Below are 15,489 nucleotides of genomic sequence, written 5' to 3'. Positions count from 1 at the left end.
TCAGACATCTTTTGATCAAGATCATAAGGTGACGACCTTAATTAGTACGGCGGTTTTCTTTGCGATACTATACTCGTGAAATATCACGAGGGGGTATCATGTCTTCAGTTATTAAGCACTTTTTAAATGATCCGAAATTATTACTGAATGCAGTCGGAGAAGGGATTTATGGCTTTGATTTGTCTGGAAACGCGGTATTTATCAATCCCGCAGCAGAAAAAATGACCGGGTGGGGCGCGGGAGAGTTACTCGGTAAAAAAATACATCAATATCATCACCACAGTCACGCTGATGGCAGTGTATATCCTGCTGATGAATGCCAAATCTATAAAACTATGTTTGATGGTGAAACTCGGTATGTTAAAGGTGAGGTTTTTTGGAGAAAAGATGGAAGTTGCTTTCCTGTAGAGTACACTTCGACGCCGGTTTATAGAGACGAGCAAATTATTGGCGCGGTCGCTATTTTTCGTGATATTTCACAACAAGTGGAAACAGAGCAAGCACTTCGCGATGCCCTGAAAAAAGTGCGGAGCTTGTCTGAGCAACTCAAAGATGAAAACAGCTATTTACTGTCGGAAATAAATCAAAACTGGCAAGGCTCAGGGCTGGTTGGGGAAAGTCATGTATTTAACAGAATGCTAGAACAAATAAAGTTAGTCAGTAAAACAGACAGTACAGTACTGATTCTTGGTGAAAATGGCACAGGTAAAGAGTTGGTAGCGAGGAATTTACATCATTTGAGTGAACGTTCAGACATGCCATTTGTACGAGTGAATTGTGCTGCATTTTCGCCGAGCCTTTTAGAGTCTGAATTGTTCGGGCATGAAAAAGGGGCATTTACAGGAGCCCATGACAAAAGGAAAGGGCGCTTTGAGTTAGCTCACAATGGCACGTTATTCTTAGATGAAATTGGAGAGCTACCACAAGAAGCTCAAAGCAAGCTATTACGGGTACTTCAAGAGCAAGAGTTTGAGCGGGTAGGTGGGAGTAAAACCATTTCTGTCAACATACGGATTATTGCTGCCACAAACAGAGATCTCTGGCGGATGGTTGAAAGTGGTACATTCAGAATGGATCTTTATTATCGATTGAATGTATTTCCAATTAAAGTACCACCACTTCGCGAAAGAAAAGAAGATTTACCTGCATTGTGTGCAAATATAATTAATAAGTTAAACGTACGCCTTGGCAAGCAAATTAAGGGCATTGCTAAGTCGTCTTTGTTGAAACTCAAGTCTTATGAATGGCCGGGTAACATTCGTGAATTGCAGAATATTTTAGAGCGTGAAGCAATTTTATCTAATAATCACACATTGCATTTGTCCCAGTCACTCGACCTCGATGAAGTTGTGCAAAGAGAAGGGGATAAAAGTCAAAGGTTAGAGTCAGTACAAAAGCAGCACATAATACACGTGCTAGAGTCAAGTGGTTGGAAAATCTCCGGAAAGGAAGGGGCAGCAGACAAGCTCGGTTTGAATGAAAGCACGTTACGCTCCAAAATGAAAAAACTGGGTATCGTAAAAAATCGTGAAATATAGCGGTTTTTCGTGATATATCACGAGGGTTGGAATGTGGGTTTGGTAAAAGTATATTAAAATCAAGCGTTTAATAAAGTTTCAGTTTGGTCTGAAAGTTGCAAATAGATAAGTGTCTTTAACTTAACGTAAGCAAGTAATATGAAGTTTGATATTAAAGAAGAGGATATGATCATCAAACCCTACAAACAAGAGGGTCCGATTTATATCCGTGAACAAAAAGGCTTCTTCCAAAAAATCCGTCGCAATCTTGGTTGGATCCTCATGTTTTTATTTGTAGCCATTCCTTGGATCCCTTACAAAGGCCAGCAAGCTGTTTTGTTGGATGTTGCAAGCCAGCAATTTCGAATTTTTTCTCAAACCTTCCTTCCCCATGACTTTATGATCCTTGCATGGGTTTTTATGGCCGGCGCGTTCGGCCTTTTCTTTGTTACAAATTGGCTTGGTCGTGTTTGGTGTGGTTATACCTGCCCACAAACAATCTGGATGCTTATGTTTACTTGGGTTGAGCATAGGATTGAAGGGACTCGCAATCAGCGGATTAAGCTTGATAAATCTAACTGGGACACAAAGAAAGCGTTAAAAAAAGTGGCAAAGCACATTGTTTGGGTAGTTATCTCCTTATTTACTGCCACTTCGTTCATGGCCTATTTTGTGCCAGTAAAGACCTTATACGTAGAGATGTTTACACTAGAATGGTCTGGGCTTGTGAGCTTTTGGGTATTTTTATTTGCTTTTTGTACTTATGGTAATGCAGGCTTTTTAAGAGAAAAAATGTGCACAGTTGCATGTCCTTACTCACGTTTTCAATCTGTGATGTTTGACAAAGACACCTTGGTTGTTGCTTATGATGCACTGCGAGGTGAAAACAGAGGTCGACGTAAACGTAAGTCAGACCACAAAGCACAGGGGCTAGGTGACTGCGTAGATTGCAATTTATGTGTAGAAGTATGCCCCGCAGGGATTGATATTCGCAATGGCCTACAATATGAGTGTATCAATTGTGGGTTATGCATTGACGCCTGTGACGATACCATGAGTAAATTTGGTTATGCAAAAGGCCTGATAAAGTATACCAGTGAAAATCAGTCAGCTGGTAAAAAGTCGAGCCCCTTTAGGCTTAAACTTGTTGGGTATGCTGGCTTATTTGGCGTCATACTTATTACCATGGCAGTTTGGGCATTCAATCGTACCCCGATTGAAGCATCCGTTATCCGCGACAGAAATGCACTTTATAGAGTGAATTATGAAGGCTTGGTCGAGAACCCTTATACGTTAAGTGTGATAAACAAAACCCAGCAAACGATGCAGTACGAAGTGAGCTTCAGTGGTATAGACAATGCGCATCTTACTGCGCCTGAGCATATTGAAATACAAGCTGGTAAGATGTTGTTAGTTCCTGTCACCATTGCGGCTGATGGCTACGAATTAAAGGGCAAGCGAATTCCTATTACCTTTACTATTTCCGCGAATGAAGATAGCAGTATTTCGATAACGAAAGAGAGCTATTTTTATAAAAACTAGTGTTCTAGTAGATCACTGGGTTATTCCTCAAGGGCCATTCGGCCCTTTTTTACTGTTAGAGATCTGGTGGACTTAATTGCCTCGTTGCAGTTTTCCTCGATATTTAGAGTTAGCACGTGCACGTATTGGGTGAATGGGGGTAGCCGCTTACAATTTATGATGTTAAAGGCGGCACTAAGCTTTTATATCAGCCCTTTTAAGCGGAAAGGGAGAAGTGACCAAGAACATCATTTTGTCAAATGGTGCTTTTTTAACGCCATAAAAAAGCCTCTTATTACTAAGAGGCTTTGGGTAGGGAGATGATGATTGGTTTATTCAAACTTTGCGTTAAGCTGTGCGCCAGTGCCTTGCCCAGACACCATTAAGTAGTGCCACCCAGAGGCTGGGTTATTGATTACAATCAGCTCTTCGCTGCTACCTTGAGTGGTCGCTGAGTGTTGGAAATTACTCGCGCTTGGCCAGCCTGCTGCATTTTGATAAATGCTGGCGTCGCCGTCACCACCTGCGGTGGTGATGGTTAGCTTCGACTGACCAGCAGGCACGCTAATGGCAACATAGACGGTGTTACTGCCCATACAAATAGCGTCATTATTAGATAAGTTGCCACGTGTTTGCGGTGCCTTAGTTGCACAAGCGTTAATAGGTGGCTCGATAACATCGCCTTCGGTGAAAGAGCCTGTCAGTGTTACGTTATTAGAAGCCGTCCAACCGACAACGGAAACATAGTAAATACCACCTGACTTAGTGAGTTTGCTGCTATCACAGGTCTCATCTCTATTACCGCTAGTATACGGTCGACAATCCCAATTAGTTGCGGTGTCTGAATCACCAAATTTTACGTATAGATCTGGGTCACCAGTTCCTGCGCCCATTTCAACTTTGATGTTTTTAGCGCCCTCAGGGACAAAAAATGTAAAGGTTTTAGTTTCTTTTGCTGCAATTGAAATACCTGATTTAGTCGCGCCATTAAGTAAATCAGATTCGGGACCTTGTTCATCTGTTATCGTCACCGAGTAATCCTCAACTTCACCCCAACCATACGAACCGCATGCGGGTAACTTGCCATCAGCTAATTCATAGGATTGGATTATTCGCATCGTTGTCGAGCCGCTTTTAGCAGAAGCCGGAATTGTTACTGAGTTAACAACTTCGTCAAAGGTAGTCGCGCTTGTTTGGAGCAATAACTCGCCAGAATCATCAAAACTGTTGTTTTGATTCAGGTCTAAATAAACAGCCCAATTTGCCAGGTATGGTCCATTAGAACCGTGTGTTAACCCAATGTTTGTCATAGCATTTTTCTTGAAGCTAAAGCCTGTCTTTTCAAAGCGACTAAATTGGCTTTTCTTTGAACTGTTGCGCAAGCTACCGACACGTACGTTACTAGTCCATTGAGTAGTTGATTTTGCGTAGGCGATGCAATGAGCGGGTCCGCTTACAGTGACGTCTTGCTCTTTCATGTAGCTTACGCCATTTTGTAAAGTCACTTTTAATCTAACAGAGTAGGTCCCAGCATAGAGATAAGTGTGCGAAGGATTGCCTTGTGTGCTGGTGTGATTTTGATTAACCACACTGTCGCCAAAATCATACTCGATTGAAGCGATATCAGGGTTGTTCTCAAGTGAATCTGCAAAGTTCACCGTTAGGTTATTTGCTGTTACGTTGGGCGTGAAATCGGCTGGGTTGTCAGACTGAATGTCTACCGTGAAATCTTCAACCTCACCCCATCTGATGCGTCCACATGGAGATTTAAGCTCTTCGTAACTTTGTAGTACACGCATTCTGGCTTTGCCCGTCAATGCCGAAGCGGGAATAGAAATTGTTCTTTCAATGTCATTTGCTGTATTTGCGCCTACCCAATACCAAACGCTTTCCGAGTCTTCAAAAGTACCATTTTGATTCATATCAATATAAACGCGCCATTCAGCGTTATAAGAGGTTTTAGAACCTGTTGCACCTTGACGTACTGACAGAATATTATCACCTTTGACAGCACCTAAGACTTTGTCTGTGTGGTTTGTATAATGTGCCGAACCGGAAGTAACGCTATTACCGTTCAGTGTGACATTTGCGTTGTATTGATATTTTGGTTGATTACCATACGCACGACAATAGTCTTGGCCAGCAGGGGCGGTTACCGTAATGACTTTAGTCTGAGTATAGGTTTCTCCATTTTTCAAAGTAACCGTGAGTGTTACCGTGTACTCTCCAGCAAAAAAATATTGATGGCTCGGATTGAATGAGGTGCTGGTACTTGAGTCGCTAAAGAGGCCATCACCAAAGTCCCATTTAACCGATGCGACATCACCAGAGTCGATAGAAAAGGCAACATTGAGATCGCTGTTGTTAATAGACGTCGTAAACTCTGCGGGGTTATGCTCTTTAATTACATTAATGCTGTAATCTTCAGCTTCACCAAACTTAAAATCGCCGCAGGCTGCAAGTTGTGTTTCTCCTTCACGTAGGGTGTTAGATTGAATAACACGCATTCGAGTTATACCCGCAAGTGCACTATCGGGAATAGTGATACTAGCAAGTATGGGTTCAGGAGAAGACTTGGATAATGGCTCAGAAAAATGAATGAGCTCCCCTGGATCCTCGAAACTGTTGTTTTGGTTTAAATCAACATATACGGCCCAATATGCGGAGTAGGGACCAAACTTACTGCCACGGGTACCTTGTTGTAGCTCAATACCTGTTGCCGAACCAGCATAAACAGTAAATGGGTCCAATGCTGTGTGATCCGTGTACTGCCTTCTATCCGACTGATGCGCCTTGCCATTCACAGACACGCTTTGTGTATATTGATAGACCGCATTTGTTCCTTTCACACCACAGTAGCTTTGACCCGGCGTAGAGGTTATGGTGACTTGTTGTGAGGTTGAATGGATCAAACCTTCATTATCGGTTGCTGTATATCTAACAATATAAGTGCCGGGGAATAAATAAGTATGTGTAACAGAATCACCTTGTGCGTATGGCTTATTATTGTATACACCATCACCGAAGTCCCAGAGTGTAGACACAATAATGCCATCGCTGTCATTTGCTTGACCAGAGAAATTGGCTGTTAGGCTACCTGGCGTTATGGTCGCTTGTGTTATCGCAGCAGTCGGAGCGTTGTGATCTGGGGTGCGCAATGCAGCCATGAAGGCAGCGCGTTCATTATGTACGCGTGCATTGTCGTTGACTTCAACAGTACCCCCAGCTTCTCCTTGATAAGTTCTATTTGGATTAGACCATACATTCAGCCTTTCGCCACAATCACTAATGGCCATGAGAGTGCGCCACGTTTTGGAGTCATTACAAAATCCATGGCCAAAAGCAAAAGGCGTGGTCGTTGAATCGTTGTCATGCCTTGCACCATACAAGTGACCGAGTTCATGACCGAAGGTATTTTTAAAGGTACCCCAGCTACTCATAGTAAACAGAGCGCTCTCGGCATCCGTTCCAATTTGTCCAGCCCAACCAGCCCAAGGGGAGCTTGCATTTTGATCCGCTAGAAAGACCATGATATCTGCTTGATGCGCATCGCGAATACTCTTTAGCTCAACGCCAAACCCATTTGGGGCCAGAGGATTGGGTTCCGCCAGCCAACTACTGGTATTTTCATTGAGAAGTAAAGAGTTATCCTCTGACATATCACCGGTTGACACATAACCGGTTTGATAAGAATGTAGCACTCTAACACTGGCGTTAATGCCACTTGCTGCATAGCTGTCGTTAGTGTCTTTTTCCATCAGTGCAATGTATGCATCAACATCACCAACCTCTGCTGCGAGTTTATCTGTATACGCAACAACCACAGTTACTTCAGTTGCTGCATTGGCTGCATTATTTGAGGCGGCGCGTAAAAAAGGTGATACCTCTGTATGGCCAACTAAACCGTGCGAAGAATCACCCTGTTCTAAATCAGGTCGATCTGATGTTGAATCAATAGGGGTGTTGTCTTGTGTAAATTTACTTAATTTATAAAACCCATTTCCCGATGGTGTTAATAAATAGCCAGTATTTCCGATATAAATTTTTGCGCTGTAGCTGTTGTTTGTTTTTATCATTGAAAGCTTGGCATGCCCATCGGACGAGCGGCCGTTAATATAGGTTGTTTTGCTATTATGTACCGTTACTTCCTGTAATTGAATTTGTACAAACTGTCCGTCTATTGTAAGGCTTAGTGAATTTCCTACTTGCAGGCTTGCACCCAAAGCACTGTTTAATTTTATTGAATCTAAAATCAGCTTTTGCCTTGTTTGGCTAGGTTCTGTTATTGATGACTGTGATAAGTTCGAAACTTCATTTTCGAAGCTCAATTGTCTATCGAATAGATAGGTTTGTTGAGCCGAAGCTGAAAATGAAACAGTGATAGCCGTTGCTAGCGCCAGCTTTTTTAATTGGTTTTTTTGTCGCACTGTAACTTTCCTTTAACGAGTATGGGTAAAGCACAAACATGCTTTACATGTTGTTAAAGAGGGGTTTAGGCATTGAATTTCAATGACATACCTCTTGCATATCATACTTCAATGACAGTTTTTAAAGTATGATTGTATACAATATATAATATGCGATTAAGATTTGTACATGGTTTTGTTGAATTTTTATCAATACTTTTGTGTGTATCAATAAAGAAACAAAGCTTAATAGTTCCTGTTTTATTAACAAAATCAATGAAGTATCAACTTGGCTTCGAAAGAAAAAAAATGAAAAAAATTATTTATTGTGAGGCTGGATAAACACGTAATTTAGGATACGAAACGAAAAAGCTTAGCCTTGAAGAGCAGAGATTGGACTTAAAAATGAATATGTTTACGAGTCTAGTAGACAGCCTCAAGATGAGAGTAAGAATGAATTTTATAAAAAGAAAAGTCCGATATTATTATCGGACTGTTTTGTGACCATTATTCTAGAGGACTTTTATAGCCATCAGGCTTGAGCGCCAACACATCGCAGTCAAGGCTATCAATTACGTGTTCAGCGGTGTTGCCAATTAACGCTGCGCTTAGGCCCGTTCGCCCAACTGTACCAATCACGACTAGTTCAGCAGACTTCTTCTGAGCAATAGATGGTATAACATCCTCAGGTAGACCTTCTTCAATTATGCAGGTCTCTTTAGCGAGGTTAAATTCATTCGCTAATGACCAAGTTTCATCTTCGTGGTGCTTTTTAACAGCCTCGCTGTATTGAGAAGGATTAAATTCCGGAATCTCAATCGCAATGTTTACGGGGGTAGCAGGGTAGGTATTTACTAAACTCAGTGACGCATTAGCCAGTTCACAGATAAACAATGCGTCTTTAATGATACGCTTATTTAAGGTTTGATGCTGTTCATTGTCACTCACTGCATTAACCGCTGCAATGATTTCACCATCCTCTGGCCATGCCTGATCTTTTACAAGTAACACTGGTGCAGGGCACTTCCTAATGAGATGCCAATCGGTAGGGGTGAATATGACGGATTTGAGAGTATCGTGTTGGTGCGTCGATTTAATAACAATATCAAATTGAGCGTTAAGTACCTCTTCGATAATTGCTTCATAAGGCCGGTTGTGCCACACGACCTTTGCCGTTATTTCAAGGCCTTTATAGTCGGTTATGAGATCGTTTATCCACGCTTCTCTATCTTTTACAACCGCTAACCTCATCGCCTCTCTTTCTTCCTTAGAGAGCATTGTGGTCATCTCATATGAGAAATCATAAATAGACAAAAACGCCGTAATTTGAGCGCCTGTTTTCTGTGCCAGGCTGATTGAACGTTCAAGGCTGTTTTGTTGCTCTTTTGTTGGGTCAATGACTGTGAGAATTCGTTTAATCTTATCCATCGTAGTCTCCTTTGTCGCTTGGCTAATCAATCTACTTTGAGTGTAACTGATATAGCCAAGGTATAAAGGTATTTCGAAGGAAAAATTGGCTTAGATCAACTACTAATCCCAGCGGCACTAGCCAGTCCATCTGCTTCTAGGATAGTGATAAACTTACCCTCTACTTTGATTAGGCCTGCTTTTTGAAATCTGCTTAGCAGTCTGCTGATTGTTTCAACTGTAAGTCCCAAATAGTTGCCGATTTCACCACGTGTCATCGTAAATCTGAACTCTTTTCTAGAGAAACCTCGCTCACCAAAACGGTTAGACAAGTTAAAGATGAACGTCGCGAGCCTCTCCTCAGCAGTTTTTTTGTTAAGTAGCAACAACATTTCTTGGTCATAATTAATTTCGTTACTCATCAAACGCATGATTTGTTGACGTAACTTAGGAAGTTTACCCGCTAGTTCGTCAAGCGTATCAAATGGTATTTCACACACCATCGACGTTTCAAGGGCTTGTGCAAAGCTCTGGTGTTGCATTTTGTTGATGGCGTCAAAACCAACAAGGTCACCAGCGAGATGGAAGCCGGTAATTTGTTCATCACCTTGTTCTGAGAGGGTGTAAGATTTAAATGAGCCAGATCGTACGGCATAAATTGCTTCAAGTTTAGAACCCGACTCAAACAAGAAATCGCCTTTGTGCAAAGGCTTCTTTCGTTCAATGATTTCATCAAGTTTGTCCATTTCATTCCCATTGAGTGAATAGGGCAAACACAGCTGACTGATACTGCAGTTTGTACAACTGATTGTACACTGACTTTTGGAGCGATTATTTAAATCCATAATAAATCCATTACTCGTAGACGCACATAAAAAATTACAAATTCAAAAAGTTAACAACAAACCCAGACAGGCATTAAGCGTTTCCGGTCTTTGGTCTAGAACTTTCACGTTTTAGGCGAATAAAAACTCCTGCTTCTAATCGCCTAAGATATGATTGGTATTATCTTACAATGCCAATCATAAAACCAGATTAAAGTACTAATTTGTGACTAGTAACAATAATCAGGTAAAACCCATACCAAACAAACAAATTTCCAAGTATTACTCGCGTGACTGGGTGATTCAAAAATTGATTCAAAACTTGCGCAGATTGACCCGCAACGATCAATGCTGGAAAGGTACCAAGAGCAAATGCGACCATTGTTAAGGCGCCATAAAATGGGCTTGAAGCGTGTAAGCTCCAAACCAAAGCACTGTACACTAAGCCACAAGGTAGCCAACCCCAAAGCGCACCATAAGCTAATGCTTTTTTCTTGGTATCAATGGGGAGAATATATTTATTAAGTTTGACGATGCGTTGCCAAATGAAAAAATTCCCAAGTTTTTCAAGCCAGTTTAATGTGCCTACAAAACGCATAATGTACAGGCCCACTAAAAGCATAAAAATACCGCTTAAGTACGAAAGACCGATCGCAAAAGACGAGTTTTGTTTTGCGAAAGAAGTCCCTAACAATGCAACTAACATACCCGCGGTCGCATAGCTCAACAGCCTGCCTAGGTTGTATAAGAATGCAACAACTAATGGATGCTGTTTATCTTGGGCGAATTGGAGGCTTGAAGCCACACCACCACACATAGCAAGACAGTGTCCACTTCCTGCGAGCCCCATAAAAAAGGCACCAGTTAAGTTAATTTCCATCATTACTCTTTTTATGCTGCTCTTTGTCATCTTCAAACAAAATGCTGTGAGCTTGTTTGTTTAAATCCGAAAATTGCTCGCTTTTCACCGCCCAGAAAAATACTCCTATTGCGATGACAACAAATAGAATGGCAATGGGAATTAATACGTAAATAATACTCATAATTTCAGCAACCTTAGTGAGTTTGAAATTACAACGATAGAACTTGCCGACATACCAATCACAGCAAGCCATGGGGGTACCATGCCTAATGCTGCCAACGGTAAAATAGACCCGTTATATAGTAGGGATATCGTCAAGTTTTGCTTGATGATTTGTTTCGTTTTCACCGCAACATTTTGTAGTGTTTCTAGTGAGTTTAAATCACTATTTAACAGTACTACATCTGCTGTATTTTTTGAAATATCAGCACCGGTTTCCATCGCAATAGAGAGGTGTGCACTGTTAAATACAGGGCTATCATTTACACCGTCACCGACCATTGCGACGATATCTTGCTCGCTAGACCACAGCTCAACACTCTGTTGCTTATCTTTTGGAGAGCAAGCGTGTCTGTATGAGTCTAAACCCAGCTCATCAGCCAGATTTTTTGCTGCGTTCGAGCTGTCCCCAGTTAACATATGGCAGGTAAGGTGCTTACTTTGTAAAAAAGCCACGACTTTATGTGCGCTGTCGCGTACTTTATCTTGAAGATAAAAGTCAGCGATCGGCTGCTTATCAACAAAGAGTGTCGCTTGTGCAAAAGAAGCGTGGTTGTTAAACCAAGCAGGTTTACCTATCGAAATGTCTTGATTGTTTATACGGCCGCTTACGCCATAGCCTGTTTTAACTTCTGGAGATGAAACATCAAAAACAACCTCAGAGTTTGAAACAAATGCTTTCGCAATTGGGTGTTCAGAGTACCTTTCTAGCGCACCAGCCAAGGCAAACACTTCTTGTTCGGTATACATTTTATTGATAATTGTTGTCTCGACAATAGAAAAGCGTCCCTCGGTTAAAGTCCCTGTTTTGTCAAAAGCGTAGCGGGTAATTTTAGGGGCGGTTTCTAAGACGTGGCTTTCTTTTATCAATATTCCCTTTTTGGTTAATGTGGCTACCGCGCAGGTTAGGGCTGTCGGGATCGCTAAACTAAGCGCGCAGGGGCACGTTGCTACGAGTACCGCTATGGTGACCCAAAACGCATGCTCTGGTTCTACATGATACCACCCAATTGCGGTAAAAGAGGCGACTATAAGTAAACAAGCTACAAACCACTGCGCGACTTTGTCTGTGATTTCGACAATCTTGGGCCGCTTCATCAACGCATTGTGTTGAAGCTTAATGATTTGGTTTATTAATGTATTTTGCCCAACTTTATTGATTTTGACTGTGATAACACCATCGTGATTTAAAGTCCCTGCGTACACTTGGTGGCGCTCAAATTTTTTTATTGGAAGGTGTTCACCGGTCATCATGGACTCATCTACGGTACTGCTACCTTCTACGACAAGGCCATCTGCTGGGATTGTTTCACCAGGCTTAATCAAAATAAGATCGTTTAGCTGTAAACTCTTGGCGGCAATAACCTCTTCAATCTGGCCGGATAATTTTCTCGCGGTGAGTGGCAGGAGTTTTTGTAAGTTTGCGGTGAACTCGCTGGCTTTCATTCTGGCTCTAAACTCTAAGTATTTACCGAGCAAGAGCAAGAACGTAAACATACAAATAGATTCAAAATACACTTCACCGACAGACATCACCGTGGCATAGCAGCTCGCGCCATAGGCGCCAAAGATAGCGAGCGACACGGGTAGGTCCATATTGAGCTGCTTGCTTTTCAGGCCTTTTACCGCATTGGTCAAAAAGGGCAGGGCAGAATATAAAATAACTGGGGAAGCTAAGACCAAACTGATCCATCTGAAATATTGTTCAAACCCCTCATCCATGCCAGAAAACATGCCAAAATACATCGCAAAAGCAAACATCATAACTTGCATTGTCATCAGACCCGCAACACCTAGGCGCCTCATATATGCTTTAGCGACTACTTGCTTTTGGTAGGCTTCTTCGTCAGCTTGAAAAGGGTAGGCTTTATATCCAATGTGCATGAGTGACGCGATTATTTCACTGAGCTTAGTATTTTCATCTTGCCACAAAATCATCGCCCGGTGGGTGGAGGTATTTACGTCAACGCGCTTTACACCTGAAATTGCAAGGAGTTGCTTTTCAATGAGCCATGCGCATGCCGCGCAGCTGATCCCCTCAACACTGAGTAAGACTTCTTTTAGGTCACCCTGTTGGCCTACAAAGTCTTTTTGTATATCTTGGTTGTCATAGCTGAGTAGTTCTTTGAGTTTTTCGGGAACTAGTTGTTCAACTTTACCATTGGTTTGCGTTCTAAATTTGTAGTAATCGCTCATACCTTGAGCGAGGATAGTCTCGGCTACCGCTTGGCAGCCGGTACAGCAAACAGGGTTTGCGACTCCTTCAAAAATAACCTCGCCATTGAATCCAATTGGCACTGGTTCAAGGCAATGAAAACAACTTTTTGTCATACTGCCTACTTATACTGTGGTGTAATTGATATTACTTTCTCAGAGGGTAGCTGTAAGTTTTCTTTTATTTTCCAACTGCCATCCATCGGCTCAATAAACACGGTGAATGCACCTTGATGAGGCTGTTCAAGTAGCCCTGTAAACGCGCCACTTGCATTGGCAAGTAGGTTGAGAGAAAAATCATATTCTTTGATTGTTCGGTGGTAAAAAGAAACTTTGAGTGCATTTACTTTACTATGATCGCCTTTAGTAAAACTAAAACTGACTCTATCATTTTCGACAAGTAGGTCCCCGTGAAGGTATAGCGCCTTTGCTTTATTGAACTTGCTTAACTCTAAGTTAATTGCTTTGCCTTTTTTGTAGTAGTCATCAACGACCATATCAGGCCCATTGCCTACGGCGACACTCACCAAAATGACGCACGCTATAATCGTGACGAGCGGGAAAAACATTAAAAACCAAGGCCAAAAATTCTTATACCACGGAGTTGGATTCATAATTGTTCACTACTTTACAATGTTGTTGTGTACTTAAAATATGTTTGAATATATCTGTTAAGTTTAGGTTTTAAAAGTAAGCCCCCGCTACCGGAGGCCTACTAGATTGCTCAAAGCTCGCTTATTTGTCTTGTGATAAGCTATAGACATATGCCGTCAATAAGTGAACTTTGTCTTCACCTAATATGTCTTTCCATGCAGGCATAACCCCTGCGCGACCATGACGTACAGATTCTTCAACAGCGCGCTGAGAACCGCCGTACAACCAGATATTGTCTGTTAGGTCTGGGGCGCCAAATGGTAAGTTATGAGCGACAGAGCCCTTACCATCCATGCCGTGGCACGCTGCACAAAGGGCGAACTTACTCTTGCCAGCATCAGCGTCTTTTTGGTTTACCTTACGACCAGATAAACTCAAAACATATGCTGTCATTTCTTCTACGCCTTGTTCGCCAAGTGCTGCTTCCCAGCCGGGCATTGCCGCTATGCGACCGTTCAATAGCGTTTCTTTGATCTGGTCAGGGCTTCCTCCGTATAACCAATCTTTATCAGTTAGGTTAGGGAAACCTAATCCGCCCCGAGCATCTGAACCGTGGCATTGTGCGCAGTTTTGTGCGTACAGGCGCTGGCCTATTTCAAGCGCTTCGCTATTGTCAGCAAGTGCAAGCACATCTTGTTGTGCAAATGCTTTAAATATTGGACCAAAGCGTTCATCTGCTGCTTCAAACTCTTTATCCAATTGCACCCAATGGCCGTTCTCCTTCGCGTTTAATACCGCTTGTTTAGATTCTTCAATGGAAGTGACACCTTGGTTAGAGCTCGTCCAACCCAGTAATCCAGCAAAGTTACCTAAACCTGGGTACATTGCGAGGTAGTAAACAGACCAAACAAAGGTGGCGAAGAACATATAAGTCCACCACTTAGGAAGGGGATTATTTAATTCTTCGATGCCGTCAAACTCGTGTCCACAGCTCGCGCCTTCTTCGACTCCTGTATAGTTTTTCAGGTTCCAAACAAGCAGGCCAAATATCAGAGCCAGACATGCTAGGGTCAGTACAATGACCCAAATACTCCAAAAGCTAGTCATTTTTCAGACTCCTTTTCCTCTTTTGAGATCGTGTTGTCATGTTTAATTTCGTCATCAAAAATTGCTTTCGCAGCATCATCAAAACGACTTTTTGTACGCTTGCTGTAAGCCCACACAACAATCACAATGAACAGTACTAAAATTACCAGAGTTAAAATGCCTCTGTATGTGCCGTAATCCATAATCAATTACTTCAAATGCGTGCCAAGTTGTTGCAAGTATGCGATGAGTGCTTCCATTTCTGTTTTGCCCTCAACAGCAGCTTTTGCATCATGAATATCTTTATCGGTGTAAGGCACACCAAAGTTTTTAAAGATCTCAAGCTTCTTGGCGGTTAATTTACCATCCAAAACGTTCTCTTCGAGCCAAGGGTACCCTGGCATATTCGACTCAGGAACTACCGAGCGTGGGTCCATCAAGTGTGCGTAGTGCCAGTCGTCCGAGTAACGACCGCCAACACGTGCAAGATCAGGCCCGGTGCGTTTTGAACCCCATTGGAAAGGGTGATCCCATACTGATTCACCTGCGACTGAATAGTGTCCATAGCGCTCAACTTCGTCGCGAAACGGGCGGATCATTTGTGAGTGACAGTTGTAACAACCTTCTCGCACATAAATATCCCTTCCTTCCATTTCAAGTGCGGTCAGTGGGCGTAACCCGTCCACCGGTTGAGTCGTGTCTTTTTGGAACATCAGTGGCGTAATTTCTACCAGTGCACCAAAGCTGATTGCGAACACGGTTAGAATAGCCATTAAGCCGACATTTTTTTCTACAATTTCATGTTTATTAGTAGAACCATTGTTGCTCATAATCGATAC

12 protein-coding genes are annotated in these 15,489 nt (G+C 42.3%); 2 read left to right on the top strand and 10 right to left on the bottom strand.

Annotation, left to right across the window (positions count from 1 at the left end; translation table 11 throughout):
* Positions 1–98: 98 nt before the first annotated feature.
* Together L1286_RS11945 and ccoG are read left to right on the top strand one after the other, a co-directional pair.
* Positions 99–1,538, top strand: coding sequence for a sigma-54 interaction domain-containing protein (locus L1286_RS11945; RefSeq protein WP_235407279.1), 1,440 nt, complete (start codon positions 99–101; stop codon positions 1,536–1,538).
* Between the two features lie 138 nt (positions 1,539–1,676).
* Complete coding sequence (gene ccoG / locus L1286_RS11940; RefSeq protein ID WP_235407278.1) at positions 1,677–3,059, top strand: cytochrome c oxidase accessory protein CcoG; 1,383 nt, start codon at positions 1,677–1,679, stop codon at positions 3,057–3,059.
* 311 nt (positions 3,060–3,370) lie between these two features.
* Here the strand turns inward: ccoG and L1286_RS11935 are convergent, their stop codons facing one another.
* From L1286_RS11935 to ccoO, 10 genes are all read right to left on the bottom strand, one after another.
* Complete coding sequence (locus L1286_RS11935; RefSeq protein WP_235407277.1) at positions 3,371–7,465, bottom strand: GEVED domain-containing protein; 4,095 nt, start codon at positions 7,463–7,465, stop codon at positions 3,371–3,373.
* Between the two features lie 486 nt (positions 7,466–7,951).
* A complete protein-coding gene (uspE, locus tag L1286_RS11930) occupies positions 7,952–8,872 on the bottom strand; it encodes a universal stress protein UspE (protein ID WP_235407276.1) in 921 nt (306 codons plus the stop codon).
* Between the two features lie 95 nt (positions 8,873–8,967).
* On the bottom strand, positions 8,968–9,696 hold the full coding sequence (locus tag L1286_RS11925) for an FNR family transcription factor (RefSeq protein WP_235407275.1): 729 nt from the start codon (positions 9,694–9,696) through the stop codon (positions 8,968–8,970).
* A 190-nt stretch (positions 9,697–9,886) separates the two neighbouring features.
* Entirely contained in the window at positions 9,887–10,558 is a 672-nt protein-coding gene (locus L1286_RS11920; RefSeq protein ID WP_235407274.1) for a sulfite exporter TauE/SafE family protein, read from the bottom strand.
* Positions 10,545–10,718 carry a cbb3-type cytochrome oxidase assembly protein CcoS gene (ccoS, locus tag L1286_RS11915; RefSeq protein ID WP_039609023.1) on the bottom strand — a complete coding sequence of 58 codons (174 nt, stop codon included), beginning with the start codon at positions 10,716–10,718 and terminating at the stop codon, positions 10,545–10,547. The genes L1286_RS11920 and ccoS overlap by 14 nt, the downstream gene beginning before the upstream one ends.
* Positions 10,715–13,087: a heavy metal translocating P-type ATPase gene (locus L1286_RS11910; protein ID WP_235407273.1), complete on the bottom strand. Its 2,373-nt coding sequence runs from the start codon at positions 13,085–13,087 to the stop codon at positions 10,715–10,717. Before L1286_RS11910 ends, ccoS begins: the two co-directional genes overlap by 4 nt.
* A 5-nt stretch (positions 13,088–13,092) precedes the next feature.
* Entirely contained in the window at positions 13,093–13,584 is a 492-nt protein-coding gene (locus L1286_RS11905) for a FixH family protein (protein ID WP_235407272.1), read from the bottom strand.
* Positions 13,585–13,705: 121 nt separating this feature from the next.
* Positions 13,706–14,671, bottom strand: a complete 966-nt coding sequence (gene ccoP, locus L1286_RS11900; RefSeq protein WP_235407271.1) for a cytochrome-c oxidase, cbb3-type subunit III — start codon at positions 14,669–14,671, stop codon at positions 13,706–13,708.
* Positions 14,668–14,853, bottom strand: coding sequence for a cbb3-type cytochrome oxidase subunit 3 (locus L1286_RS11895; RefSeq protein ID WP_046355371.1), 186 nt, complete (start codon positions 14,851–14,853; stop codon positions 14,668–14,670). Before L1286_RS11895 ends, ccoP begins: the two co-directional genes overlap by 4 nt.
* A gap of 6 nt (positions 14,854–14,859) precedes the next feature.
* On the bottom strand, positions 14,860–15,480 hold the full coding sequence (ccoO, locus tag L1286_RS11890) for a cytochrome-c oxidase, cbb3-type subunit II (RefSeq protein ID WP_235407270.1): 621 nt from the start codon (positions 15,478–15,480) through the stop codon (positions 14,860–14,862).
* Positions 15,481–15,489 lie beyond the last annotated feature (9 nt).

Origin of the sequence: Pseudoalteromonas sp. SMS1 (assembly GCF_021530565.1) — a bacterium.
Taxonomy (GTDB): domain Bacteria; phylum Pseudomonadota; class Gammaproteobacteria; order Enterobacterales; family Alteromonadaceae; genus Pseudoalteromonas.
The sequence above is the reverse complement of the archived record's forward strand: the minus strand, read 5'-3'. Positions and strand labels throughout refer to the sequence as shown.

Excerpts from the sequence above, each read along its gene's own strand:
- L1286_RS11945 (WP_235407279.1), top strand. The coding sequence starts at position 99 with ATGTCTTCAGTTATTAAGCACTTTTTAAATGATCCGAAATTATTACTG.
- ccoG (WP_235407278.1), top strand. The coding sequence starts at position 1,677 with ATGAAGTTTGATATTAAAGAAGAGGATATGATCATCAAACCCTACAAA.
- uspE (WP_235407276.1), bottom strand. The coding sequence starts at position 8,872 with ATGGATAAGATTAAACGAATTCTCACAGTCATTGACCCAACAAAAGAG.
- L1286_RS11925 (WP_235407275.1), bottom strand. The coding sequence starts at position 9,696 with ATGGATTTAAATAATCGCTCCAAAAGTCAGTGTACAATCAGTTGTACA.
- L1286_RS11920 (WP_235407274.1), bottom strand. The coding sequence starts at position 10,558 with ATGATGGAAATTAACTTAACTGGTGCCTTTTTTATGGGGCTCGCAGGA.
- ccoS (WP_039609023.1), bottom strand. The coding sequence starts at position 10,718 with ATGAGTATTATTTACGTATTAATTCCCATTGCCATTCTATTTGTTGTC.
- L1286_RS11910 (WP_235407273.1), bottom strand. The coding sequence starts at position 13,087 with ATGACAAAAAGTTGTTTTCATTGCCTTGAACCAGTGCCAATTGGATTC.
- L1286_RS11905 (WP_235407272.1), bottom strand. The coding sequence starts at position 13,584 with ATGAATCCAACTCCGTGGTATAAGAATTTTTGGCCTTGGTTTTTAATG.
- ccoP (WP_235407271.1), bottom strand. The coding sequence starts at position 14,671 with ATGACTAGCTTTTGGAGTATTTGGGTCATTGTACTGACCCTAGCATGT.
- L1286_RS11895 (WP_046355371.1), bottom strand. The coding sequence starts at position 14,853 with ATGGATTACGGCACATACAGAGGCATTTTAACTCTGGTAATTTTAGTA.
- ccoO (WP_235407270.1), bottom strand. The coding sequence starts at position 15,480 with ATGAGCAACAATGGTTCTACTAATAAACATGAAATTGTAGAAAAAAAT.